The sequence below is a fragment of the Streptomyces noursei ATCC 11455 genome (genome assembly GCF_001704275.1).
Taxonomy (GTDB): Bacteria; Actinomycetota; Actinomycetes; order Streptomycetales; family Streptomycetaceae; genus Streptomyces; species Streptomyces noursei.
Genome location: NZ_CP011533.1, coordinates 4,955,714 through 4,978,467 on the forward strand (window position 1 = coordinate 4,955,714; position 22,754 = coordinate 4,978,467).

Here is a 22,754-nt window from a genome sequence, read left to right on the forward strand (position 1 = left end):
TCAGACGTCGAACTCGGCCGGAGTGATCCCCAGCGCGAAGCACACCTCGCGCACCACGGCGCGCTCGGTCGGGTCGAAGTCGCCGTCCGCGCCGCCGATGACGATGCCGATCTGGACCACCGCCCGCGCCTCCACCGGCTTCTTCTTCACCTTCCCGATCTCCTGCATCAGCGCGACCTTGCCGAAGTCGAAGTCGGCGGCGAGCTTGTCCAGGCAGCCCTCGAAGCGGACCCGGAGGTCCTCGGCCGGGAAGTTCTGCAGCACCTCGTTGGTGGCGATCAGCTGCGCCACCCGTCGCCGCTCGGACGGGTCGACGACCCCGTCCGCGGCGGCCACCAGGGCGCACATCGCCATGCTCGCGTCGCGGAAGGCGCCGCTCTTGAGGTCGTTCTTCTTGGCGACGAGCTGGTTCTGCATCGTCTGCGCGGAGTCCTTGATCCGGTCCCACAGTGCCACGTGAATCTCCTCGGCTGGTCGTGCGGTGAGCATGCGGAGGGCGGGTCCTGGGCATGCTTCAGGCATGAGTTTGGTCATGCGGAAGTAAAATCTACAGCCCTGTAGAAGGTGTGCGGATGCCGCCCCCTGTCGTCATGGCCAGCTTTGGCGCGATATGCCCGCAGAGTGCGGAGTACGGTGGAGAAACCACCAGAGAGCGAAGAGTTTCCGAGATCGCCCGGGATGCCGGCATACGGGACGCCCGGGAGTATGCGGGTGAGCGCCATGCAGACCTTCTTGTCCGTGCTCGTGCTGCTGGCCCTGATCGCGATGGGCGTGCTGTTCCTCATCAGGGTCAACGCCCAGACGGTCGGTCGTCCCACCCCGCACCGGTACGCGCACATGAAGGAGTCGTTCCAGCAGCGGCTGCACAAGCACGCGCACGGTGCCGGCCCCGGGACGCGCACCACGGGACCGCCGCCTTCCCGGGAGCCGGGCGACGACCGGTGAGCACCCCGGCCACCGGCCCCGCCCGCCCGTCGCCCGACCACGGCCCCGCAACGACAGGCTCTCCCCGGCCCCTTCCGCCCCCGGCGCCCGCGGTCGTCGCGGTCGCCACCCGTTGCGTCAGGAGCGCCGTATGACCACCGCCCCCGAGGGCCGCTCCCCGCGCCCCCGCTCCGCGCGGCACCACGCGCCACCGCCGGTGGCCCGGCTGGCCATCGCCCCGCACGGTGAGGTGGCCCGACGGATCGACGGGGTGTGGTGGCCGCACTCCACCGACCTGGTCTCCGAACTCCCCGAACTGCTGGCCGCGTTGCCCTTCGACTGGCCGCGGATCACCCATGCCACGGTGAACGGCCCCGGCTGGGCCGCGCTGCCCGGCCGGATCCTCGTCGCCGGCCACGTCGTCCGGCTGCGCCACACCGCCAACCGCCCCGGCCCCGACACCGTCTGCCTGGTCTCCGCCGGTCACGGCCGCTGGGACCTGCTGATCCTGCCGCCGGCGACCCCGGAGCCCGACGCGGTCCGGGCGATGGCGGAGATGGCGCGGACCGGGACGCCGACACCGGCCTGACCGCGCGCTGACGCCACCTCACATGCCGCACGGCCGGCCGCGTCCGGCGCCGCACCGTCGAACACCGGCATACCCCGGGAGTCCGATGCGCGCATCCGCAGACCCCGCTCCACCGCCCCCGCAACGGCCCCGACCGGGCCGCTCGGCATGCCCCGATCTCCCCACGGCCTGGGGCTTTCCGGCTGCCGTTACGGCGGACGGGTGGTGTTCATCGGAAGAACGCCGATCCGGGGGCGTCGGTCCGTGAATCCTCCCATTGCGTACTCATCATAAGAAAACGCAACAGAAGGAACGCGTGGATCCCTCCCCGGGGTCCCCACCGAAAGTGAGGAATCATGGCTGCGACCAAGGTCATGAAGTTCTGGGCGGCCTGCCTGGCCGTCCTCGGCAGACTGCTGGCATCACTGGGCGTCTCCCCCGCCGCGTCCGCGGCCCGCCGGGACGCCGCGCTCTACGAGCGGACCCTGGGCAGCGCCGCCCCGGGCACGGACGGCCCCGAGGCGCTGGACGGCGCCGAACCCGGTCACGATCCGGGACCACTGCCCCCTGCCGTGCAGGCGGCCAGGCCCTTCGTGCCCGCCGCGCGCCCCGCGCCCCGGTACGGCCAGGAGGGGTCCGTCCGCTGCCGGATCCCGCTGCCGATGCTGCCGCCCACCCTCAAGCAGCGCATCCGCGCCGAGGCCCACGGTGCCTCCCCCACCTCCCGCGTCGGCCGCATCACCGGTTCCCGGGCGCTCCGTGCCACGTCGTACGGCGCCGAGGCGTACTTCGCCACCGCCCCGCTCTCCGCGGCCATTCCGGCGGCCCGTCGCCGCGAGCACACCACCGCCCGTGCCGCCTGAGCCGCCTCCGCGCGTCTGTGCGTCGACTTCACGACGCATCGCACCGCCCGCTGCGGTACACCGGCGGCACCAGGTCGACCGACCCGCCGCACCCGTTCGCACCCGCCGGTACCGGCATCACCAGCAGGCGTCGGGACGCACACGACTGAGCACAGGAGCAGGCGCGGGAGCAGGGGTCGACGCAGGGCCTGAGCCAGGACCCGCGGCAGCATCCACGACAGCAGCACCTGAAGCGCTATCCGAAGCGGAATCCGACGCGGCGACCACGGCAGTTGCCGGGCGGCGCTCGTGCAGCACCCGCAGCGATACCGACCGCGACACCCACGGCGGCAGCCGCAGAAGCACTCGCAGCGGCACCCACGGCAGTACCGACAGCAGTACCCACAGAAATAGCCACGGCAGTACCCACAGACTTTGATGTGACGTTGCGTTCGACGTCGACGGGACGACGGGACGAGACCCGCCGGCCGGACACGAGAGGCCGCCGCAGGAACCGGTAGACGGCCGGAATCCGCGGGTTTCACGTGAAACGGCGTACGGCGGAAGGCCGTTCGGACTCCGCGACCGGGATCGGTCCCGGCGCCGGGCGAGCGGAGCCTCGCCGGCCGAGTCGACCGTGGAGCGCACCGCGACGGCGCCGAGCGCGCCGGGCAGGCGACCGTGTCGTCGCGACGGGTCACATGGCACCGCACGTCGGGCGGCAGAAGCCCGCCGCCGTGCGGCACTTCGGGGGTGGCGGCGCGACCGTGTCGCGTTTCTCGTAGACGTAGCCGTCCGGGAATGGACGGCGCATTGGCATGCCCGGGGGCTTATTCGACCGGCCAGCCGGTATTTTCGATGAGGTGCGAGGTTATTCCCTGGTCTTCCCCCGCGCTTGGTAATCCGGACACCAATGGAAAAAGGGTTGTTCGGCGGCGGCGTGCGGTCCGGCGGAGGCGACGGAATCCGTATCGACTTCCTGTTGACTGCTTGGTAAGGTGCGCGCATTCCTTGCGACTCGGCGACGTGGAGATCCGGCCGGAGTCCTCAACTGTTCGCAATCCGAGGGGTTTGTCGCATGCCTGAGCCGGTGGACACCGGGCGGCGAATCAAGGAGCTCCGGGTCAGCGCGGGAATGACCCAGCACGAACTCGCCGGGGCCGACGTTTCCGCCAGCTACATCTCCCTTGTCGAGCGTGGCAAGCGTATTCCCAGTGGCCGCGCCCTCAAGATCCTGGCCGCGCGACTCGGCGTCGGCACGGCGGACATATCCGGCGTGGCCGAGCGGCCGGAATCCACCGGCCGCGTCCGCCGCCGCGACCTGGTCGGTCGATTGGTCGCGGCCCGTCGCCGCTGGGAGGGCGGCGATCCCGAAGGGGCACTGCGGGAATTCCGTTCGCTGGTCGGGACCGAACCGGTCGGTCGCCCCGACGACGTGTACACCGAGTCCCAGCTCGCCATCGCGGAAATTCTGGGCGCGCTGGGCCGCGCCGACGAAGGGGCGGCCGTCCTGCTGCGCATGCTGGACGCGCTCGCCCCCGTCCCGCACGCGGAGGCCCGGCTGCGCGGCCTGATCGCCCTGGCCGACCTGCTGGAAGCCGCCGGCCGGGTGCAGGACGGGTTGCGCTACGCGCTCACCGGTTCCCTGGAGGCGGCCGACGCCCAGGCGCCCACGGGTGCCTTCCACTCCTGGTACCTGCTCGACGCGCTGACCCGCTGCGCCTACTGGAGCGGCTGTGCCCACTGGGCGCTGGAGGCCGGCACCGGCCCCCAGGAGTGCCCGGCGGACGGGGTGCTGCCGGGGCCCCGGGCCGGGATCGCCCTGTACCGGGCGCTCGATCTGTGGGACCGCGGCGAGACCGACCGGGCGGCCGGGCTGCTGGCCGAGACCGCGCGCCGGGTCACCCCCGCGGCCGGCTTCCGGCTCTGGGAGGCCGTCAACGGCCGTCATGCGCTGCTGCTGCTCGACCGCGGCGAGCCGACGGCCGCGCGGAGCATCGTGGAGCGCGGACTGGTCGTCGCCTCGGTGGCGCGGGAAGCGGACTTCCCGCTCTGGCTGAGGACCGCCGAGGCGGTCTGCGCGGAATCCGCGGGCGACCGTGACCGGGTGTGGGTGCTGGGCGAGCAACTGTCCGCGCTGCCCGATTCCGGACGGTGCCACGAGAAGGCCGCCGCGCTCTCCGAGATCGCGGCGGCCTGCGCGCGGCTGGGGGACCGGGAAAGGGCGGCCGGGCACTTCCGGTATTCCGCCGAGCTGTTCCGGCGGGCGCAGGCGTACCGGCACGCCGATCGGGCCCGGGAACGGCTGGCCGGACTCTACGAAATGCGGAACTGACGCCCACCCGAACCGACTTATCGGGATATTCCCTGTTCGGAGCGGTTCGGCGGGCCCGCGGCGCCGTGCGGCGGCCCTATTCGCTTTCCTTCTTTCCCAAACCCATGAGGGCGAACAGCGCTTCCGCCCCGCCGACGATCGCCAGGACGAGCCCGGCCTTGTGCAGCGAGATCACCGGTGTCTCTATTCGCTCGGTGGTGAGCCACAGGATGACGCCGACGATCGCCAGCAGAATTCCGGCGACAATGCCCTTCATGAATTTCCTCGTCCCTCGTCGCAGAGCCGGAGTTGGTTGACCTCACCAGCCTGCCGCCCCGCTCGGGTGCAAGGATCATCCGCAGGTAGGCACTTGGTCCGGCGCCGTCTGCCACTTTCTCTGTACGCCGCGCCCCGGCGCCGGCAGGGAATACCCGGCCGTGCGGCCGGAATTGGCCGTACGCTCCGCGCGTCGCCCCCGGCCAGGGACCCGCCCGGGTGAAAAAGCCATCCCCTCGGCCCACCTGGAACTGCCGTGTGCCACGTCGGCGGGTTTCCTGGTGCCTGCCCCTCAGTCGTGGCGCGCACGACGCCGCGACGCCGCTGGAGCATGCAGGAGGAAGTGCCATGCCGTCGCCGCTCGCCGGCCGCGCCGCCGGATCGACCCCGTCCACACCGCTGGGCCTGCTCTGCCTCCTGCTGCTGGTGGTTGCGGCGGGCCCCGCGTTCGCCGGCCCGCCGCCGCCGTCCGGCACCGACTGGGACCAGATCGCCGCCTGCGAGAGCAGCGGCGACTGGCAGGCCAACACCGGCAACGGCTACCACGGCGGCCTCCAGATCTCCCCGGCCACCTGGCGGGCCTACGGCGGCGTCCGCTATGCCGCCCGCGCCGACCTCGCCACCCGCGACGAGCAGATCGCCATCGGCGAGCGGATCGCCCAGGACCGCGGTCTGGCCCCCTGGCCCAACTGCGGCCGGCTGGGCAGCTCGTCGTCCGACCGCGCCCTCCTGCGCGTCCGCCCCGTCTCCCACACCGTCGCGGCCCCCGCCGACGCCTACACCGTCCGCCCCGGCGACTGCCTCGCGGCCATCGCCCGCCGTGCGCGCACCCCCGGCGGCCCCTCCTCCCTCTACTCCCTCAACAAAGAGCGGCTGAGCCGCGGGCCGGACCATATTTTCCCCGGGCAGAACCTGCGTCTGCGGGGGTGACGCGAACGGGGTGACGCAATCGGGGGGCCGTCACGGTGAATCCAGTGGTCGGTCAGGGTGAAAGCGGAAGACCGGCCGTTGTCCAGGCTTGGTCGATGTGGGGACTGCCGGTAGGCAAGGCCGCGGGTTTATCAACCGCGAGGGGCAGGACCACACTGTGAAGAGAACGAGTCCCAAGAAGATGGCTGTTGCGGGTCTTTTCGGCCTGCTCCTGGTGGGTGGCGGTGCGTCGCCGGCCATGGCCTGGGATGCCTGGGGGGACGGTCCGTTCAACGCGAACGGTGACACCGTCAACAAATTCATCGCCTCGTTCAGCTGCGAGGGCCGGGCGCGTTTCTGCATCAACGGTCCGGTGAACAGCGGCAACATCAAGAACGCGGAGAACGTACGGATCGACGGGAACCCCTCCTCCAGCGGAAGCCCCACGAACAGCGCCGGAGCCAACAACTCCGGTTCCACCGCGAACGGTAGCCAGTCCGGCAGCGGCAACCACCAGCAGCACCTTGGCCAGGGCGGCAGTCTGCACCTGTGAGCTGACGGCACAGCGCCGCAAAAACACCTCAGGCCCCGGGAGAACAGGGGCCTGAGGTGTTGTTGTCGGATAGCGGAACGGCTCAGTGAAGGATCTTGAGGATCCGGGAGGTGTCGTTACGGCTGCCGCTCTCCGAACCCGTCGCGGAGTTGAGGCTGTTGGTCGAGCCGCTCGCGGTCTCGATGTTTCCGCTGTCCACGGGGTTGCCGCGGTTGAGGAAGTTGTTGCTGTTCTTGTTGTTGCCGCTGCGGACCGGCCCGTTGACGCACGGGTGCGGCGACTTCGTGGCCGGCGACTTGTAATTGAAGTCGGCGAGGCGGTTGTTGCACATCACGCCGGAAATCATGCCGGTGACGGTTCCGAGGTCGGCGCCTGCCACCGCGGACAGCAGGGAATCGTCCGGAAGGGTCTGCGCCTGCGCGATCCCGGTGCTGAACAACACCAGTCCGCACGCCCCGGCGACGGTTCCCGCCTGCACTAGTCTTTTCACGACGCTCCTTGCCTGATCAGCCTGCTGAACCCAGACGTATCGTGCTGCGGTTGTCCGCCGGCGCTGTCGACAACCCGCAGGGAGCCAAACCCTCGCGGGCCATATTCAGCCGGGTGGCCCAATAGCCCGCCGGCGCCCGGCCGGCCCCGGGCGGGTGGCCGAGGCGGGTGATCGAGGCGGGGGAAAACCCCACCAGGAGTGGGCGGACCGCCGGATGGGCGGGCGGCGAGTACGCCAACGAGCACGGAAACATGACGGGTTACAGGGGTCTCAAGGCCCAGAGGTTGGTGCTGCTGGGGCTGTCGGGGGCGATGGTCGCGGTGACGGTGAGCGCCGTGGCGCCGGGCGCCCGGGCGGCGGACGAGGGCCGGCGGGGCGGCGCCCCGACTCACCTGGCGGTCCTGTGAGCGCGCCGGCGGGCCGGCGGGACAGGAGTGCGCCGAACTGCCGGTGCCGCTGCGGCAGCAGCTGGCCGGCGCCTACGACCTGGTCGGCTTCGACCCGCGCGGGGTGGGCGGCAGCGCGCGGGCCGGCTGCGGACTGGCCGCCGGGGACCGGGAGTTGGTGACGCTGCGGTCCTGGCCGGCGGCGGACGGCGGCATCGCGGAGCTGGACCGGCGCCGAAGCCGTCGAACATCACGCCCTGCGCGTTCTGGAAGGACCGGCCGGCCGACCCGCCTGTCCGGATCACCGACCGGGGACCGGCCGACATCATGACGATCCAGAACCTCCGTGACCCGGCGACGCCGTACTTCGGTACCAAGAAGATGCGGGCGGCGCTCGGGCGGCGGGCCCGCATGATGACCGTCGACCACGGCGGGCACGGCGCGTACCTGGCGAACGGCAACGCGTGCGGGAACCGGGCGGTGACCGGGTTCCTGCGGGACGGCCGACGGCCGCGGCAGGACGTGTACTGCGCCGGGTGAGGCGCGGGGGCCGGGTCGTGCGGAGGCGACCCGGCCCCGTGCGCGCCTTCGGGCCCGCTCCTCACCCCAGTGCGTGCCCCGTGGTCACGTCCACGTGGTCGGGGACGTCCTCGTGCCGGTCGCCGACGGTGGACGTCCCGGTGGGCTCGAAGAGCAGCAGCGAGGCGCCGGATGGGGCCGACGGCTTGTGCTCGGTGCCCCGCGGGACGGTGAACACGGCGCCCTTGGGGAGTCGGACGGTGCGCTCCCCGGCCGCCTCCCGCAGTGCGAGGAACAGCTCTCCCTCCAGTACCAGGAAGAACTCGTCGGTGTCGTCGTGGGCGTGCCACAGGTGCTCGCCGGCGACCTTGGCGACCCGGACGTCGTAGTCGTTGACCTGGGTGACGATCCGGGGGCTCCACAGGGCGTCGAAGGAGGCCAGCGCGGCGCCGAGCTCCAGGGGCTGGTGCGGTTGTGTGTTCATGATCCGATCCTGGTCCGCCCCACTCGCGCGGTGTGAGTGCTAGGAATCGCATATGCCGCAACGATCCTCGCAACCGAACCGGATACCGGGCCGAATACCGAACCGGATGCCGAACCGAATACCGGGCCGCGCCGCGAACCGCCGCGCTCGCCCGCACCGCGTCGTCGCCATCGTCGACGAGAACACCAACCCCTTCGAACTCGGCTGCGCGATCGAGGTGTTCGGACTTCAGCGCCCCGAGATAGACCGTCCGCTCTACGACTTCACCCTCTGCGCGCCGGAGCCGCTGACCGTGATGCGGGACGGCTTCTTCACCCTCACCGGCGTCGCCGACCTGACGGCGGCCGACAGTGCGGACACCGTGATCGTCCCCCACCGGCCCGATGTCGACGTGCCCCGCCGGCCCGCCCTGCTCGACGCCGTCCGCCGCGCCCGGGCCCGTGGCGCGCGGCTGATCAGTTTCTGCACGGGCGCCTTCACCCTCGCCGAGGCGGGCGTTCTCGACGGCCGCCGGGCCACCACCCACTGGCAGTGGGCCGATGCCTTCCGGATCCGCTTCCCCGACGTCCACCTGGAACCCGATGTGCTGTTCGTGGACGACGGCGACATCCTCACCGCGGCCGGCAGCGCCGCCGCGCTCGACCTGGGGCTGCACGTGGTCCGTCGCGACCACGGTGCGGAGATCGCCAACGTGGTCAGCCGCCGGCTGGTCTTCGCCGCCCACCGGGACGGCGGCCAGCGGCAGTTCGTGGAGCGCCCCGTCCCCCGCATACCGGACGTCTCACTCGCCCCGCTCCTGGCCTGGGCCCAGGAACGCCTCGACGCCCCGCTCACGGTGCCCGACCTGGCCGCCCGCGCCGCGGTCAGCCCGGCGACCCTGCACCGCCGCTTCCGAGCCCAGTTGGGCATCACCCCGCTGGCCTGGCTCACCGGCGAACGGATCGCCCTGGCCTGCCGGTTGATCGAACGCGGCGAGACCCGCCTGGACGTGGTCGCCCGCCGCAGCGGCCTGGGCACCGCGACCCATCTGCGCACCCTGATGCGCCGCGAGACCGGTCTGACCCCGTCCGGCTACCGCCGCCGCTTCGGACCGGACGCCGGCGAGGGACGCGCCGCCGTCCATGTGCCGCACGGCCCGTGAAACACAGCCCCGGGAAGCGCGGTGTTTCACGTGAAACGCCGCAGAGGCGGTCGCCAGGGCCTCCCCGCCGGCCGGCCCCTAACCTGGGAAAAGGAAGCCGGTGCGCGTCGATGACCGCTGAACCCGTCACGCTCGCACTCTGCGGCGATGTGATGCTCGGCCGCGGAGTCGACCAGATCCTGCCCTTCCCCGGCGACCCCGAGCTGCGCGAACCCTACGTCCAGGACGCCCGGATCTATGTCGGCCTGGCCGAGTCGGCCAACGGCCCGGTCCACCACCCCGTCGCCTTCCGCTACCCCTGGGGCGATGCCCTGGCTGCGCTCGACGCCGCCGAGCCCGACGCCCGGGTGCTCAACCTGGAGACCTCCGTCACCCGGCGCGGCACCTTCGCCCCCGGTCGGGAGATCCACTACCGGATGCACCCAGCGAACCTCCCCTGCCTGGTCGCCGCCCGCCCCGACGTCTGCGTGCTGTCCAACAACCACGTCCTGGACTTCGGCCGCGAGGGGCTGGCCGAGACGCTGCGGGGCCTGGCCGCCGCCGGCCTGCGCTCGGTGGGTGCGGGCGCCGACGCCGAGGCGGCCCGCCGGCCCGCGGTGGTCCGTCTTCCCGGCGGCCACCGCCTGCTCGTACTCGCCCTCGGCATGCCCTCCAGCGGTATCCCGCGCACCTGGGCCGCGACCGCCCGGCACAGCGGCGTCCACTGGGCGGACGGCCCCACGCCGGCCACCGCCGCCGCGGTGGCCGCCCAGCTGCGCGCCCGGAAGCGGATCGGCGACCTGGCCATGGTGTCGGTGCACTGGGGCTCCAACTGGGGCTACGGCGTCCCCCGTGCGCAGACCGCCTGTGCGCACGCCCTGATCGACGCCGGCGTGGATCTCGTCCACGGCCATTCCTCGCACCACCCGCGCCCGGTGGAGGTCTACCAGGGAAAGCTGATCCTCCACGGATGCGGTGACTTCATCGACGACTACGAGGGCATCACCGGCTACGAGCGCTACCGCGACGACCTGCGCCCGCTCTATCTCGCGGCCCTGGAGCCCGGCACCGGCCGCCTCCAGGAGCTGCGGATCGTCCCCTTCCAGGCCCACCGGATGCGGCTGCGGCACGCCTCGGCCGAGGACGCCCGCTGGCTCGGCGCCCTCTTCGACCGCCTCGCCGGCGGCTTCGCCCCCGGCGCCCTCACCACCGACCCGGCCCCCGTCCTGACCCTGCGCCCGGCCTGAACGGCGCCGACCGCACCCGGCGCCGACCGCACCCGGCGCCGACCGCAACACCTGCTGCCGACCGCACCCGATGCCGCGCTACTCCTGTGCGCCGGCCACCGCCGCGGCCAGCGCCAGCACCCGCCGCGCCTCCTCCACGTGCAGGTTCTCCACCATCCGGCCGTCCACCGTGACCACCCCGCGGCCCTCCCGGCCCGCGGCCTCGAACGCGTCGATGATCTTCCGCGCCCGTGCCACCTCCGCCTCGGCCGGCGCGAACACCCGGTTGCACGGCTCGATCTGCGACGGATGGATCAGCGTCTTGCCGTCGAACCCGAACTGCTGCCCCTGGACGCACTCCGCCTCGAACCCGGCCAGGTCCCGGACGTCGTTGAACACCCCGTCCAGGATCGCCTTGCCGGCCTCGCGAGCCGCCAGCAGCGCCAGCGACAGCCCCGTCAGCAGCGGCGCCCGACCCGGCACATGCGCGGCGTGCAGCTCCTTCGCCAGGTCGTTGGTGCCCATCACCAGCACCGTCAGCCGCTCGCTCGCCCCGGCCACCGCACGGGCGTCCAGCATCGCCCGGGGCGTCTCCACCATCGCCCAGATCGCGGTGTGGTCCGGGGCACCGGCCTCCTCCAGCCGCCGCTCGACCTCCCGCACGGTCTGCGCGGACTCCACCTTCGGCACCACCACCGCGTCCGGACCGGCCTGTGCCGCTGCCCGCAGATCGTCCGCGAACCACGGGGTGCCCGGCCCGTTGACCCGGATCGTCACCTCCCGGCGGCCGTACGCGCCCGACGCCACCGCCGCCGCGACCCGCTCCCGCGCCGCCTCCTTGGCGTCCGGGGCGACCGCGTCCTCCAGATCCAGGATCAGGCCGTCCGCCGGCAGCGCCCGGGCCTTCTCCAGCGCCCGCTCGTTGGCGCCCGGCATGTACAGCACCGACCGCCGCGCCCGCACGGCCCCCTGCCCTTCGTCCGTCGCACCCATGGCCCTACTCCGTTCCTTCGCCGCTCGCCGCCGCGTACGCCGCCTTCAGCTCGGGGTCGCGCGCCACCAGTGCCTCGGCGAGCTCCACCACCACCCGGCACTGCTTGACCGTGGCGTCGTCCTGCATCTTCCCGTCGATCATCACCGCACCGGTGCCGTCGCCCATCTCCGCGATGACCCGGCGGGCCCAGGCGACCTCCGCCGGCGCCGGCGAGAACACCTTCTTCGCGATCCCGATCTGCACCGGGTGCAGGCTCCACGCCCCCACGCAGCCCAGCAGGAAGGCGTTGCGGAACTGGTCCTCGCACGCCACGGTGTCCTTGATGTCGCCGAACGGCCCGTAGTACGGCAGGATCCCGTGCGCCGCGCAGGCGTCCACCATCCGCGCGATCGTGTAGTGCCACAGGTCCTGCTGGAACACCGCCCGCGGCGCGTCCGCCGCCCCCGGAAGCGGATCCTCCCGGACGAGGTATCCGGGGTGGCCGCCCCCCACCCGCGTCGTCTTCATCCGCCGGCTCGCCGCCAGGTCCGCCGGCCCCAGCGACATGCCCTGCATCCGCGGGCTGGCCCCGGCGATCTCCTCCACGTTGGCGACCCCGCGCGGCGTCTCCAGGATGGCGTGCAGCAGGATCGGCCGCCGCACCCCGGCCTTCGCCTCCAACTGCGCCACCAGCCGGTCGACGTAGTGGATGTCCTCGGCGCCCTCCACCTTCGGCACCATGATCACGTCCAGCTTGTCGCCGATCTCGGTGACCAGCGTCAGCAGGTCGTCCAACGCCCACGGCGAGTCCAGGCTGTTGATCCGCGTCCACAGCTGCGTCTGGCCGAAGTCGGTTGCGCGGGCGATCTCGACCAGCCCGGTCCGCGCCGCCTCCTTGCGGTCCGCGGCGACCGCGTCCTCCAGGTTGCCGAGCAGCACGTCGACGCCCGGCGCGATGTCCGGCACCTTGGCGGCCATCCGGGGATTGCCCGGATCGAAGAAGTGGATCATCCGCGACGGCCGGAACGGCACCTCCCGCACCGGCTCCGGGGCCCCTACGGCCAACGGACGGAAAAAGTCCTTCGGAGAGCGCACGCTGCCTCCCACCTCGCACCGACCACCCGGCCCGGAGCCGGCCAACGGCGCACACTCTAGGCCCGCCACCCGGCGCTTGTTACCGCGCAGTATGTGTGCCGTTGATCACGGAACGCGAAGCGACGCCCCGACGCCCGCCCGCATCTGCACGCCAACTCCACCGCCCTCACGCCGACTTCCCCACAGCCGGCCTCAACGCGCGCTACGGCCGAACGCCCCCGATCGCCATCGCGGCGCTGCGCACCGACGACCGGCGGGCCGTCCACCGCCGCGTGCGCCGCGTGGACTGCGCCGAACTCACAAGGCCGCGATCCCACCCGACCGCTCCCGGCCCCGGATCTCCAGCACGCACTCCTGCGCGGCGATCGCGGCACGGTCCGTCATCGCGTTCCTCTCCGACCGCCATGCCAACCCCAACGTCCGAGGTTCACCAAGCCGTCGCCAACCAAAGAGAGTTCACCCCGTACCTCAGCGCCCTCACTCACCTCGGACGCATCAAGTGCCGGCTGTGGGTTCCCCTAACTCCCCACGCCGACACCAGCGTTACGCGAAGCAGCCCACGAGGAGTCCGGACACTGCCCCCGGACAACGGACAAGGCCCCGGTCGTCGACCAGGGCCTTCGCGGAGTTCTACGCCCTTCCCCTTCTATGCCCGAAACCGAAGGGCGGCGATCGCAACCTCACACAGCCCCTAAGGCGTCGCCGTGGCCTGTTCGGTGGTCAGGCGGTCCCGCCAGTCACGGACGTAGTCATGGGACATGGAGGCCAGGCGGGCTATCTCCGCGTCGTCGCGACCGTCGGCCCAGGCCAGGATCCGGGTCACGGTGCGGTTCCGCGCGGCGCGGAAGTCCTTGAGCATGCCTTCGAGGCGTTCGACCTCCTCGCCTTCGTAGACAAGCCGCCGGTCGACGGCGGCCCGTTCGTCGGCGCGCAACTGCTGCAGATGGGCGGACAGGCCCGTCAGCACCAATCCCTCCTCGTGTGCAGCGCTCTGGAAGCGTTCCGCCAGGGCCGCCAGCACGCAGTCCGGCACATCGGCGAGGGTGGCTCCGGGAGGCTTGGCAGCCTCCCAGGTGTCCCTGCCGGCCTCCGTCGTCTCCAGCCAGAGGCGGGCCTCCGTAGGAGTACGGTCGCCGCACGCCTGGGCGCGGTAGGCGTACAGGGCGGCGCGGTGGCCGTAGAAGGTGAAACCGTCTTCGATCTGCCGGTCGGCGGCGCGGCATATCCGCCCCGGGACACCGCCGTAGCCCGAGTCGGGCCGGTAGTCGGCGTAAGCCTCCAGTTCCGCGTCGGTGGCCGTTCCCCAGGACGGGTCGCACAAGTCGGGGTTGCTCGCGAGGAACGCGCTGACCTCGACCCGCCATGTGGGGACCGGGCTCGTCCGGAGCCTGGGCCAGACGACCTCTCCGGAGGGAGCGAAGGTGTAGGTGGCGGCCTGCTCGATGTCGTCCCAGGCGGTGGCGGCCTCGGCGGACCACTCCAGTTCGCCGGCCGGCCCCGTACGGTGTATCGAGTCCACGAGCCGCTGTACGGCGGGCAGTATGCGCCGCGCGAGCGCATGCAGCTCCTCAGCGGTGAAGAAGCGCCAGGAGTAGCCGCGCTGCTCGTCGTGCGCAAGGTGGGTCAGCAGGTACACGAGAACGCCGGGGGCCGGCAGCGTCCCGTCGCCGAGTGCCCTGCGCGGTACGCCGGGGAGCTGGCTGTCCAGGTGCTCGCGCGAAGCCCGCCAGTCGACGTCACCGAACCAGACCGCACCGCTCTGCGCTTCGACGGCCAACCATTGGTGGTATCCCACGCCCGGGCCGTACCGCTCCTCTTGCTGCTCGGCGTCTTCGTCGTGCCAGACGTACTCGGCGGGGGGCGGATTCAGCTCCACGGCCACGAAGCCGTCCTCCGGGCGGTAGCCGGTGAGGATGCGGGCCGTACTCGGTGCGCTGTCGGCGGCGGTCATGAGGGGTTTCCTCTCGGTGGAACAGCAACCGCCGCAACCGTAGTGCGCCTGTCGATCACTAGTTTAATTTTCAGTCACTTGCGACCCACTCGGCACGGCAGGCGCGCGCATCCCGTGCCTCGGCGTCCGCGACGTCTACGCGCGTGCATGCGGACATCAAGTTGGCCACATTCACACGGTCTCCATGATTTGCTCACCTCGCGGCACGCCTTCGTAGCCCATCCTCGATCAGTTCGAAGGCGTGTCGGGCGCGTGCGGCCGCGGCGGCGGTGACACCTCCAGCTTTCGCCCGCGCTGCTGCGGCGGCGAACTCGCAGGCCGCGCCGGAGGCGACGCCTGTCGCGGCCTGCGACGCAGGCAACATCACCCGGCCCGGGTCACCGCATTCCCCACCGCACCCCGCCCGGATCGGGGCTCGCAACCGTCAACGCCATATTCGAGGGTCGGCAAGACCCGTCACGGCCGGTCCGCAGACGCAGAGGTGAAGCGCCACCGCGGCGCGAGGGCGGCATCCGTCGGCGGCCGAAGTGGCCAGGCGCTCAGAGCGCTGCCGCCGGAGTCCCGGTCGTTGATGCTGATCGGGTGCCCTCCGAGGTCTGTGTGAGGCTCCCAATGAACTCCACCGACGACGCCAAGCTCCCCGGCGCGAACGACACCGGGCCACAGGGCGAGCCCCACTAGTTTAATATTCTACTACTTCCTGGGATTGCGGTGCGCCCCACGAACGCGGCGTACTCGACGCCCTTCGCCGCCGATCCGGCGCGTCCTTCCGCTACGCCGGCATCCTCCGAAAGGTTCCGACCCTGAACGCCTCACTCGCAGAAGCCCTCTCTGTCGCCCTGCTCCTGGCGGTGCTGGCGTGCGCGGTGATCCGGCCGTGGGGCTGGCCGGAGGCGGTCGTGGCCGTCCCCGCCGCGGGAGTGGTCATCGCCACCGGTGCGATCTCCCTCGACCACGCGGCGACCGAGGCCGCCCGGCTGGGCCCGGTGATCGGCTTCCTCGCGGCCGTCCTGGTCCTGGCCCAGCTGTGCGATGACGAGGGGCTGTTCCACGCCTGCGGTGCCTGGATGGCCCGCAGGGCGGCCGGCCGCCCCCGTCGTCTGCTGGTGCTGGTGTTCGTGATCGCCTCGCTGATCACCGCGGTGCTCAGCCTGGACGCCACGGTGGTGCTGCTGACCCCGGTGGTGTTCGCCACCGCCGCCCGGCTGGGCGCCCGCGCCAAACCGCACGTGTACGCCTGCACCCACCTCTCCAACACCGCCTCGCTGCTGCTGCCTGTCTCCAACCTCACCAACCTGCTGGCGTTCGCCGCCAGCGGCCTGAGCTTCACCCGTTTCGCCGCCCTGATGGCACTACCCTGGCTGGTCGCCATCGGTGCCGAGTACCTGGTCATCCGCCGCTTCTTCGCCACCGACCTGGACGCCGGCGCCCAGACCCCGCCCACCGACGAACCCCGCGAACTGCCGCTGTTCGCCCTGGTGACAGTGGCAGGCACCCTTGCGGGCTTCGTTTTGACCTCGGCGGTCGGCATCAACCCGGCCTGGGCGGCAGCCGCGGGCGCGGCCGTTCTGGCAGCCCGCGCGCTGGCCCAGCGCCGCACCACCCCCACCGCGATCGTCCGGGCCGCGGCCCTGCCGTTCTGCGCCTTCGTCCTGGCCCTGGGCATCGTGGTCCGGGCCGTGGTCGACAACGGACTCGCCAACGCGCTGGGCCACCTGGTACCCGGCGGCACAAGCCTTCCGGCCCTCCTCGCCATCGCGGCACTGGCAGCCGTACTGGCCAACATCATCAACAACCTGCCCGCCGTCCTGGTCCTGCTCCCCCTGACCGCCCCCACCGGCCCCGGCGCCGTCCTGGCCGTCCTCCTCGGCGTCAACATCGGCCCGAACCTCACCTACGCCGGCTCGCTGGCCACCCTGCTGTGGCGAAGGATCGTGCGCGAACACGACACCGACGTGGCCCTGGGCGAGTTCACCCGACTCGGCCTGCTCGCCGTACCGGCCACCCTGCTGTTCGCCGTGGTGGCACTGTGGACCTCACTCCAAGCGATCGGAGGCTGAACACCGTGACCGTCATCGTCTGGATCGTGGAGGGCACCTGGCCCGCCTGCGTCGACGCCGCGCGCACCCACACGCCCGCGGACGCCGACATGGTGCTGCTCCACGTCACCGGCCACGAGGTGCCGGACGCCGCGCACGGCGCCTACGCCGGACTGCTGGGCCGATCACGCCCCGACCGCGACCCGGGCACCGCCGTGGAACACCTCGCCGCCGCCTCCGCCGAACAGCTCCTGGCCAGCGCGGCCGCGCGCCTGGGACGCCCCTCTAGCCGGCAGGAACGCTCGGGCCGCGTCGAACGGGAGGTCGTGGCCGCCGCAGAAGGCGCCGACCTGCTCATCCTCGCCCGCGACGGCGACCGCACCCACCTCGGCCCCCGCAGCCTGGCTCCCGCCAGCCGCTTCATCGTCGACCACGCCCCCTGCCCCGTCCTGCTGGTCTGGCCGGAGACCGCACCCAGCACCGCCACCATCCCGCCACCACCCCACCACCGCTAGTACTCCAGTAGGCAGTACTCCAGCGAGAAAACGTCGCTTGACCTGGTTCTTCTTTCGTTGCTCGTCGACCCACCCCATGGCGGACCCGACCGGGACGGTGAGCTGCTTCGCCTCATCGGCCAGGACGTCGGACGACGCTGACCGAAGACCGCAGCCGTGACCACTGGGTTCGAGCACCACTCCCCGACGCGTGATCAATGCACCTAGGAGTGCCAGACGCCCGTGGAGCAAGCGAGTGAGGTCGCGTACGCGGCGCAGGTGACCGTGGGCATTGGCGCGGGCAGGCCCCGTCTCGGCCGATGGCGCAGGAAACGGCTGGAGGAGCAGTTCGCCGAGCGGATCGGCGGGGAGGCGGTCGACGCCCTGCGGACGACGCTGGAGGCGCCGTGGCGGTCAGCTCCGCGGCGTCCCGCCCCAGTTCTCTTCATCTCGTTCACCGCGAAAATCACCCGACAGTGCGGGGCATGGGCCTTGATCTCCCGGGCGCACGCGAGCGCGGCCTGGAACTGCGGGCGGACCCGCACCCGGGTGCTGATCTTCTCGGCGAAGATCTGGTCCCGGGGGATGCCGCGTTCGGCGAGCGCGTCGAGCTGCGACTGGAGTACCGGCAGGGTCGTGCGGTCAGCTCAGGAAAGACAGCCGGACATGGCGTTCTGGGGTGTCCCGGTCGGTGCTCACGAGTACGACGGACTGCGAGGTCCCCAGCTCAAGCTCACCGTCGACTACGGGCAACGTGGCGTGTGGTGGGACCAGAGCCGGGAGCATGTGGGCGCTGCTGCGGTCAGGACTGCCGTGGCGGTCTTGCCAGCGGTCGTCGGCGGGAAGAAGGTCGCGGAGGGCCGCCAACAGATCATTGTCGCTGCCCGCGCCGGTCTCGATGACGGCCAGGCCGGACGTCGCGTGGGGGGTGAAGATGTTCAGCAGTCCGTTTCGCCCGTGAGCGACCTCTCGGAGGAAGACGGAGCATGCGTTCGTGAGGTCGTGCAGGGTCTCGGTGGAGCCGGTCGTGATGTTGATCGTGCGGGTGGTGAAGGTGCCAGCCATGGTTCACCGGTACCCGTCGCGGAGCCTGAGCGCTGACGGCCGGATGGGTGAACAGCATGCGCTTCGCGTCAGCCCCGTTCCTCCTCTTCGGCTTCCATGAGCCGGATTCCCTGGTGCGTCAGCGTGACCATTACGGGTGTGTTTCCTTGTTCCCAGTCGACGGTGACGAGCCCTTCGCCCACCAGATATGCGCATGCGGCGGCCAGATCCCGCTCGGGGATCTGAAGATCGTCGCGTAGCTTCGCCCCGGTGACGCCGAGGAAGCGATTGCCTTCCGTGGTCTCGTACAGGGCCTTCATGATCGCTTCGCGGTAGTGCTTCCGCTCTTGCAGGGTTGCCATGATCGCTGTCCACTCGTGCCAGCGCCGGACTCGGAGCCTGCGGGCCTTCGCTTCAGATTTCGTCCGCCTGGGTGCGGGCGTCCCCGGAGGATCGGCTGGATACCAGCCAGGGCTGCGCCGGCTCCGGTGTGCGGGTGGTGTCGATGGTGAGGTGGAGGCGGGTTCCGCCCGAGTCGTCGACGGGGTAGCTGCGCTGTTCGGTGGCGGCGAAGTGACATCGGAGGGCTTCTGCGACCTGACGGGCGGCTTCGGGGGACGCGGCGACGATGCGTACGTCGGCGCGCCCGGCCGAGGGGAGTTCCGGGGACTTCATGGTGACCTCGCTTGCGTGGGACGGCAGGATGACGTGTCGGTGGGTGTGATGCCGTTGCGTCACACCCACCGCCCCCGGTCAGAAAAAGGTCGGTGTCATGCGCGGCCCCCGTTTGCCGAGACGGCTCCGCCGTCGGTCTCCCAGTCTTCTTCCCGCCACAGCGTCTCCTGTGCGTCATGGGTGGTGTGCTCGCTCGCCATGAGGGCGCTGGCGGTCAGCAGGCCGCCGGGGGTGGCTGCGGCGGACATCAGCCGGGCGGCGGCGGCCGGATCGCTCTCCGGCGGGATCACCAGCAGGTCCCAGCGGCCCGCGGTGTAGGAGAGGAGGATCAGCTTGTTCGGATCCTGCTCCTCGGCGAACCAGCCCACATGCACGGTGTGCCCGGCCACCGGCACCTTGCGCGGCACCACGGGCCAGTAGGTCGGGTTCACCGTGACATGCGTGATCCGGCCCCAGCGCGCGTCCAACACCTTCGTCAGTGCGGGAAGTTCGCGGAAGAGATCGCGAGAGCGGGGCCACCAGGCGCCGTCCAGGAGCCCCGGAGGTGATCCTGCCGGAGTGAAGGAGAGGCGGGCCGGCAGTGAAGGTGCGCGCTCGCTGATGATGATGCGGTCAATGGTCGCGGTCATGGCGCGAACCTGTCCCCGGGACTCGTCGACGGATGTCCCGGTGTTGTTGCTCGCCGAGAACGACGCCGACGTGGGAGCCGGTGTGCGAAGTACTCCCGGTCTCTTCACCCTACTCCGGCCGGTAGTCCGTGAAGGCGCTTTCGCCAGGGACTTTCCTGGCGAAAGCGGATCGGCGCCGTCGCCGCGGGGCGCGTCCGTGCCCTGGCTCGCGGAGTACGGTGAAGTGAGGAGGTCGCCTCGCCGGGCGGACGCACCGCTCTGGAAGGCGGGCGAACGACCATGGCCGAATCCGACGCTTCGCGCGTCCCTCCGGGGGTTCTTCCGGAGGCGGTGCACCAGGCCGTCAGGCCCGGGACGGCCCTCCTGAGGCTGGTGACCTCGCAGACCCGCGAGCAGGTTCTCGACGGCGCGTGGTGGCCGCGTTCCCGCGACATCGGCGCCGAGCTCCCCAGCCTGATCGCCGCGCTGACCGAGCACCTCGGTCCCGTCCTGCGCGTCGGACTGGACACCGACGCCTGGGAGGATCTGCCGACCCGTCTGGTCGTCGACGACCGGGTCGTGCACATCGACTCCTTCCCGGTCGGCGACGACACCATCCTCATCACCCGAGGCGACCAGGACCACTTCTCCCTGCTGGTGGTCCCGCCGCACGCGACGCCCGAAGCGGCCCGCACCGCCATGGCCAGGGCCGTCCAGGCCGGCAACGTCACCCAGGCCGAGCAGATCCTCATCGACACTGGCACCCATCGGGCACCCCCGGTTCCCGCGGAAGAGCCTCGGACGGACCGCGCACCCGGTGAGCGGTGAGCCGTGAGGAAGCCAGCGGGACTTCGGCGACGTCGACGACTTTGACGACAGGGATTCAGATCGCCTCGAAGGTGCGGCTTCGACGGGCACCAATAGGTGACACTACGTCACGTGTCGCATGTGCAGAGTGATGGCGGGGGAGAGGGCCGGGACTCCGGTGCGCTGAGCCCTTCGGCCGTCTTGCCGGGGCTCGACGAGGAGCAGTTGGGGCTGCTGCGCCGGGTGGGGCGTGAATGGGGGCGGGTGTCGACTCCTGAGGCGTGGCACCGGGCGCTGCCCGTGGATTCCGATCTGGGCCGTTTCCCGTCCCCTGCGGAGATCCAGCCTGTCGGGTGGGGGCGTCTGGTCAGCGTCTCGCCTCTCGGCGGGCGACCGCCCGCCCCCGGCGAGGCCGCGGGGGAGCTGCCGCCTGGCCGACTGGGCCGCTTCGGCTACCACGTGCGGCGCGTCGTCCTGGGGGCCGCCCTGAAGAGCACGGCGATCGCGCAGGAGCGGATGCGCAAGCTGGTGGCGCTGCCCGTCCTGTCCGCCGACGCACTCTCCTCGGTCGCCTACGGGCCCGAGGCCATGCTCGCCGTCCTCGTACTCGGCGGCGCGGCGGGACTGGCCTACTCCGTGCCGATCGCCGCCACGATCGCCTTCCTGATGCTGGCGGTGGGGGTGTCGTACCGCCAGACCATCCGCGCGTATCCGCACGGCGGCGGCTCGTACATCGTCGCCAGCGACAATCTGGGCCGCGTGCCCGGACTGATCGCCGCCGCCGGCCTGATGACCGATTACATCCTCACGGTCGCGGTGTCGATCGCCTCCGGGGTGGCGGCGATCACCTCGGCGGTTCCCTCGCTCGCCACCGACGCCGTCCCGATCGGCGTCGGTGTGATCGCCCTGCTGCTCGCCGGGAACCTGCGGGGCATCCGGCAGGCCGGCGCACTGTTCGCCGCGCCGACCTACGCTTTCGTCGTCGCGGTGTTCGCGCTCGTCACCGTGGGCCTCGTCGACGCCGCCGGCCGCGGTTTCCACCCCACTGCGGCTCCGCACCTGAACGCCACGGAGAGCGTCGGCGTCCTGCTCGTGATGCGCGCCTTCGCCTCCGGGGCCACGGCGATGACCGGTATCGAGGCGATCTCCAACGCGGTGCCGGCATTCCAGCCCGTGGAGTGGCGCAACGCCCGCACCACGCTGACCTGGATGATCGGCCTGCTCATCACGCTGTTCGCCGGCACGATCGCCATGGTCCGACTCGACGGCGTCGTCCCCGGCACCCAGGAGACGGTCCTCTCCCAACTCGCCCACCACAGCTTCGGCTCCGGACCGCTGTACGTCCTCACACAGGCCGCCACGGCCGCGGTGCTGCTGCTCGCGGCGAACACCGCCTACAACGACTTCCCCCGCGTGCTGTTCCTGCTCGCCCGCGACCGACACGCCCCGCAGATCTTTCTGCGCCTGGGCGACCGCCTCGCCTTCAGCAACGGGATCATTCTGCTGACGATCGCGGCGACGCTGGTCTATGTGGCCTTCAACGGCACGACCGCATCCCTGATCCCGCTGTACGCCGTCGGCGTCTTCCTGGCCTTCACCCTCTCCCAGGCCGGAATGGTGGTCCACTGGTGGCGCCTGCGTGACCGCCACTGGCGCAAGAGCCTGTTCTTCAACGCCACCGGCGCCCTGCTGTCGGCCGTCGTCTTCCTCACCGCCGGCCTCACCAAGTTCACCGAGGGCGCATGGGTCGCCGTGCTCGCCGTCGGACTCTTCCTCGTGGTGACGATGCGCATCCGGCACCACTACGAGACTGCCAGCCAGGCGCTTCGCCTGCACCCGCACGCCATCGAGCTGCCCGCCCCCACCATCCCCGTACACCCCAGCCCCGACGCGGCACGGCCCCCAGCAACAACTCCGCAGTCCCCCAAGGCACTTCCCGACGCCCAAACGGAAGAAGAGGACGAGGAGACACCCCAGGAGATCCGCCACCTCTCGGTCGTCCCCATCGCGACCATGGACCTGGCCGGCATGCGCGCACTGGCCTACGCCGCCTCGCTCCACCAGCCCGTACTCGCCCTCCACATCAGCCCCGAAGAGGACGAGGCCGAACGCTTCCGCCAGTACTGGACCCTCTGGGGCGACCACCTCCCGCTGGAAGTCGTGGTCTCCCCCTACCGCGCGATCGTCGCACCACTGGTCCACTACATCGAAGCCCTGCACGCGAAGCGCCCGGACCTCACCTTGACGGTCATCGTGCCGGAGATCGTCACCACGCGCCGGCGCTACCGCCTGCTGCACAGCAGGATCGCCCCACGGCTGCGGCACGCCCTGCGCCCACTGCCGAAGATCGTCATCACCACCGTCCCCTTCCACGTGTAGCCACCTCCCCGTGGCTGTGTCTGCCCCTCGGCTCAGGCGAGCGGGGGCAATGCACCTGCCTCTTGTCCAACACCGTCT

The 22,754-nt window shown here is 71.4% G+C and carries 25 protein-coding genes and 1 pseudogene; 15 read left to right on the forward strand and 11 right to left on the reverse strand.

From position 1 onward, the window contains the following. Complete coding sequence (locus tag SNOUR_RS20930; protein ID WP_067349451.1) at positions 1–456, reverse strand: tellurite resistance TerB family protein; 456 nt, start codon at positions 454–456, stop codon at positions 1–3. A 249-nt stretch (positions 457–705) separates the two neighbouring features. Between SNOUR_RS20930 and SNOUR_RS20935 the strand changes: the two genes are divergently transcribed. The 4 genes from SNOUR_RS20935 (at position 706) to SNOUR_RS20950 (ending at position 4,669) form a co-directional block, all read left to right on the forward strand. Next, on the forward strand, positions 706–945 hold the full coding sequence (locus tag SNOUR_RS20935; protein WP_067349453.1) for a hypothetical protein: 240 nt from the start codon (positions 706–708) through the stop codon (positions 943–945). 130 nt (positions 946–1,075) lie between these two features. Then, positions 1,076–1,513, forward strand: a complete 438-nt coding sequence (locus tag SNOUR_RS20940; protein ID WP_067349456.1) for a DUF5994 family protein — start codon at positions 1,076–1,078, stop codon at positions 1,511–1,513. A gap of 335 nt (positions 1,514–1,848) precedes the next feature. Next, positions 1,849–2,355: a DUF6344 domain-containing protein gene (locus tag SNOUR_RS44730; RefSeq protein ID WP_067349458.1), complete on the forward strand. Its 507-nt coding sequence runs from the start codon at positions 1,849–1,851 to the stop codon at positions 2,353–2,355. A gap of 1,057 nt (positions 2,356–3,412) precedes the next feature. After that, complete coding sequence (locus tag SNOUR_RS20950) at positions 3,413–4,669, forward strand: helix-turn-helix domain-containing protein (RefSeq protein WP_079142807.1); 1,257 nt, start codon at positions 3,413–3,415, stop codon at positions 4,667–4,669. Positions 4,670–4,745: 76 nt separating this feature from the next. Here the strand turns inward: SNOUR_RS20950 and SNOUR_RS20955 are convergent, their stop codons facing one another. Next, positions 4,746–4,925: a DUF5708 family protein gene (locus SNOUR_RS20955; RefSeq protein ID WP_067349462.1), complete on the reverse strand. Its 180-nt coding sequence runs from the start codon at positions 4,923–4,925 to the stop codon at positions 4,746–4,748. Positions 4,926–5,272: 347 nt separating this feature from the next. Here SNOUR_RS20955 and SNOUR_RS20960 point away from each other — a divergent pair, with 347 nt between their 5' ends. Both SNOUR_RS20960 and SNOUR_RS20965 read left to right on the forward strand, forming a co-directional pair. Then, the gene (locus tag SNOUR_RS20960) at positions 5,273–5,854 is read left to right on the forward strand and encodes a LysM peptidoglycan-binding domain-containing protein (RefSeq protein WP_067349465.1); all 582 of its coding nucleotides are present in this window, start codon (positions 5,273–5,275) and stop codon (positions 5,852–5,854) included. A gap of 181 nt (positions 5,855–6,035) precedes the next feature. Next, the gene (locus SNOUR_RS20965; protein ID WP_067349467.1) at positions 6,036–6,386 is read left to right on the forward strand and encodes a hypothetical protein; all 351 of its coding nucleotides are present in this window, start codon (positions 6,036–6,038) and stop codon (positions 6,384–6,386) included. Positions 6,387–6,468: 82 nt separating this feature from the next. On the opposite strand, the gene SNOUR_RS20970 is transcribed toward SNOUR_RS20965, so the two are convergent. Then, complete coding sequence (locus SNOUR_RS20970; protein ID WP_312633015.1) at positions 6,469–6,876, reverse strand: hypothetical protein; 408 nt, start codon at positions 6,874–6,876, stop codon at positions 6,469–6,471. A gap of 251 nt (positions 6,877–7,127) precedes the next feature. On the opposite strand from SNOUR_RS20970, the gene SNOUR_RS46260 reads away from it, so the two are divergent. The 3 genes and pseudogenes from SNOUR_RS46260 to SNOUR_RS48420 all read left to right on the forward strand — a co-directional run. Continuing rightward, a complete protein-coding gene (locus SNOUR_RS46260) occupies positions 7,128–7,283 on the forward strand; it encodes a hypothetical protein (protein ID WP_159425889.1) in 156 nt (51 codons plus the stop codon). 43 nt (positions 7,284–7,326) lie between these two features. Continuing rightward, on the forward strand, positions 7,327–7,593 hold the full coding sequence (locus SNOUR_RS48415) for a hypothetical protein (protein ID WP_067349472.1): 267 nt from the start codon (positions 7,327–7,329) through the stop codon (positions 7,591–7,593). Beyond that, positions 7,494–7,802, forward strand: a pseudogene (locus SNOUR_RS48420) (alpha/beta hydrolase); the annotation flags it as partial. The gene SNOUR_RS48415 and the pseudogene SNOUR_RS48420, both read left to right, overlap by 100 nt. 61 nt (positions 7,803–7,863) lie before the next feature. On the opposite strand, the gene SNOUR_RS20985 reads toward SNOUR_RS48420, so the two are convergent. Then, on the reverse strand, positions 7,864–8,265 hold the full coding sequence (locus SNOUR_RS20985) for a cupin domain-containing protein (protein WP_067349478.1): 402 nt from the start codon (positions 8,263–8,265) through the stop codon (positions 7,864–7,866). A 106-nt stretch (positions 8,266–8,371) separates the two neighbouring features. Between SNOUR_RS20985 and SNOUR_RS20990 the strand changes: the two genes are divergently transcribed. After that, on the forward strand, positions 8,372–9,406 hold the full coding sequence (locus tag SNOUR_RS20990) for a GlxA family transcriptional regulator (RefSeq protein WP_067349481.1): 1,035 nt from the start codon (positions 8,372–8,374) through the stop codon (positions 9,404–9,406). Between the two features lie 110 nt (positions 9,407–9,516). Further along, positions 9,517–10,632 carry a CapA family protein gene (locus SNOUR_RS20995; protein WP_067349483.1) on the forward strand — a complete coding sequence of 372 codons (1,116 nt, stop codon included), beginning with the start codon at positions 9,517–9,519 and terminating at the stop codon, positions 10,630–10,632. 78 nt (positions 10,633–10,710) lie between these two features. Here the strand turns inward: SNOUR_RS20995 and SNOUR_RS21000 are convergent, their stop codons facing one another. The 3 genes from SNOUR_RS21000 to SNOUR_RS21010 all read right to left on the reverse strand — a co-directional run bounded on the left by SNOUR_RS21000 (position 10,711) and on the right by SNOUR_RS21010 (position 14,630). Further along, positions 10,711–11,604: an HpcH/HpaI aldolase/citrate lyase family protein gene (locus SNOUR_RS21000; protein WP_067349486.1), complete on the reverse strand. Its 894-nt coding sequence runs from the start codon at positions 11,602–11,604 to the stop codon at positions 10,711–10,713. Between the two features lie 4 nt (positions 11,605–11,608). After that, positions 11,609–12,679, reverse strand: coding sequence for an HpcH/HpaI aldolase/citrate lyase family protein (locus tag SNOUR_RS21005; RefSeq protein ID WP_067349489.1), 1,071 nt, complete (start codon positions 12,677–12,679; stop codon positions 11,609–11,611). A gap of 691 nt (positions 12,680–13,370) precedes the next feature. Next, entirely contained in the window at positions 13,371–14,630 is a 1,260-nt protein-coding gene (locus SNOUR_RS21010) for a hypothetical protein (protein ID WP_067349491.1), read from the reverse strand. 803 nt (positions 14,631–15,433) lie between these two features. Here SNOUR_RS21010 and SNOUR_RS21015 point away from each other — a divergent pair. Beyond that, a complete protein-coding gene (locus SNOUR_RS21015) occupies positions 15,434–16,690 on the forward strand; it encodes an SLC13 family permease (RefSeq protein WP_067349493.1) in 1,257 nt (418 codons plus the stop codon). A gap of 5 nt (positions 16,691–16,695) precedes the next feature. Then, positions 16,696–17,184 carry a universal stress protein gene (locus tag SNOUR_RS21020; protein WP_067349495.1) on the forward strand — a complete coding sequence of 163 codons (489 nt, stop codon included), beginning with the start codon at positions 16,696–16,698 and terminating at the stop codon, positions 17,182–17,184. A 621-nt stretch (positions 17,185–17,805) separates the two neighbouring features. Here SNOUR_RS21020 and SNOUR_RS21025 read toward each other — a convergent pair. The 4 genes from SNOUR_RS21025 to SNOUR_RS21040 form a co-directional block, all read right to left on the reverse strand. Continuing rightward, entirely contained in the window at positions 17,806–18,228 is a 423-nt protein-coding gene (locus SNOUR_RS21025) for a YjbQ family protein (RefSeq protein ID WP_067349498.1), read from the reverse strand. A gap of 68 nt (positions 18,229–18,296) precedes the next feature. Further along, the gene (locus SNOUR_RS21030) at positions 18,297–18,569 is read right to left on the reverse strand and encodes a hypothetical protein (RefSeq protein ID WP_067349500.1); all 273 of its coding nucleotides are present in this window, start codon (positions 18,567–18,569) and stop codon (positions 18,297–18,299) included. A 52-nt stretch (positions 18,570–18,621) separates the two neighbouring features. After that, a complete protein-coding gene (locus tag SNOUR_RS21035) occupies positions 18,622–18,882 on the reverse strand; it encodes a hypothetical protein (RefSeq protein WP_067358577.1) in 261 nt (86 codons plus the stop codon). Positions 18,883–18,977: 95 nt separating this feature from the next. After that, the gene (locus SNOUR_RS21040; RefSeq protein ID WP_053658019.1) at positions 18,978–19,511 is read right to left on the reverse strand and encodes a DUF5994 family protein; all 534 of its coding nucleotides are present in this window, start codon (positions 19,509–19,511) and stop codon (positions 18,978–18,980) included. A gap of 279 nt (positions 19,512–19,790) precedes the next feature. Between SNOUR_RS21040 and SNOUR_RS21045 the strand changes: the two genes are divergently transcribed. Continuing rightward, positions 19,791–20,318 carry a DUF5994 family protein gene (locus SNOUR_RS21045; RefSeq protein WP_067349503.1) on the forward strand — a complete coding sequence of 176 codons (528 nt, stop codon included), beginning with the start codon at positions 19,791–19,793 and terminating at the stop codon, positions 20,316–20,318. 495 nt (positions 20,319–20,813) lie between these two features. Next, positions 20,814–22,676, forward strand: coding sequence for an APC family permease (locus SNOUR_RS21050; RefSeq protein WP_312636034.1), 1,863 nt, complete (start codon positions 20,814–20,816; stop codon positions 22,674–22,676). Positions 22,677–22,754 lie beyond the last annotated feature (78 nt).

Bases quoted from the DNA above. Each gene is read 5' to 3' on its own strand.
- SNOUR_RS20935 (WP_067349453.1), top strand. From the start codon at position 706: ATGCGGGTGAGCGCCATGCAGACCTTCTTGTCCGTGCTCGTGCTGCTG.
- SNOUR_RS20940 (WP_067349456.1), top strand. From the start codon at position 1,076: ATGACCACCGCCCCCGAGGGCCGCTCCCCGCGCCCCCGCTCCGCGCGG.
- SNOUR_RS44730 (WP_067349458.1), top strand. From the start codon at position 1,849: ATGGCTGCGACCAAGGTCATGAAGTTCTGGGCGGCCTGCCTGGCCGTC.
- SNOUR_RS20950 (WP_079142807.1), top strand. From the start codon at position 3,413: ATGCCTGAGCCGGTGGACACCGGGCGGCGAATCAAGGAGCTCCGGGTC.
- SNOUR_RS20955 (WP_067349462.1), bottom strand. From the start codon at position 4,925: ATGAAGGGCATTGTCGCCGGAATTCTGCTGGCGATCGTCGGCGTCATC.
- SNOUR_RS20960 (WP_067349465.1), top strand. From the start codon at position 5,273: ATGCCGTCGCCGCTCGCCGGCCGCGCCGCCGGATCGACCCCGTCCACA.
- SNOUR_RS20965 (WP_067349467.1), top strand. From the start codon at position 6,036: ATGGCTGTTGCGGGTCTTTTCGGCCTGCTCCTGGTGGGTGGCGGTGCG.
- SNOUR_RS46260 (WP_159425889.1), top strand. From the start codon at position 7,128: ATGACGGGTTACAGGGGTCTCAAGGCCCAGAGGTTGGTGCTGCTGGGG.
- SNOUR_RS20985 (WP_067349478.1), bottom strand. From the start codon at position 8,265: ATGAACACACAACCGCACCAGCCCCTGGAGCTCGGCGCCGCGCTGGCC.
- SNOUR_RS20990 (WP_067349481.1), top strand. From the start codon at position 8,372: ATGCCGAACCGAATACCGGGCCGCGCCGCGAACCGCCGCGCTCGCCCG.
- SNOUR_RS20995 (WP_067349483.1), top strand. From the start codon at position 9,517: ATGACCGCTGAACCCGTCACGCTCGCACTCTGCGGCGATGTGATGCTC.
- SNOUR_RS21000 (WP_067349486.1), bottom strand. From the start codon at position 11,604: ATGGGTGCGACGGACGAAGGGCAGGGGGCCGTGCGGGCGCGGCGGTCG.
- SNOUR_RS21010 (WP_067349491.1), bottom strand. From the start codon at position 14,630: ATGACCGCCGCCGACAGCGCACCGAGTACGGCCCGCATCCTCACCGGC.
- SNOUR_RS21025 (WP_067349498.1), bottom strand. From the start codon at position 18,228: ATGGCTGGCACCTTCACCACCCGCACGATCAACATCACGACCGGCTCC.
- SNOUR_RS21030 (WP_067349500.1), bottom strand. From the start codon at position 18,569: ATGGCAACCCTGCAAGAGCGGAAGCACTACCGCGAAGCGATCATGAAG.
- SNOUR_RS21035 (WP_067358577.1), bottom strand. From the start codon at position 18,882: ATGAAGTCCCCGGAACTCCCCTCGGCCGGGCGCGCCGACGTACGCATC.
- SNOUR_RS21040 (WP_053658019.1), bottom strand. From the start codon at position 19,511: ATGACCGCGACCATTGACCGCATCATCATCAGCGAGCGCGCACCTTCA.
- SNOUR_RS21045 (WP_067349503.1), top strand. From the start codon at position 19,791: ATGGCCGAATCCGACGCTTCGCGCGTCCCTCCGGGGGTTCTTCCGGAG.
- SNOUR_RS21050 (WP_312636034.1), top strand. From the start codon at position 20,814: ATGCGCAAGCTGGTGGCGCTGCCCGTCCTGTCCGCCGACGCACTCTCC.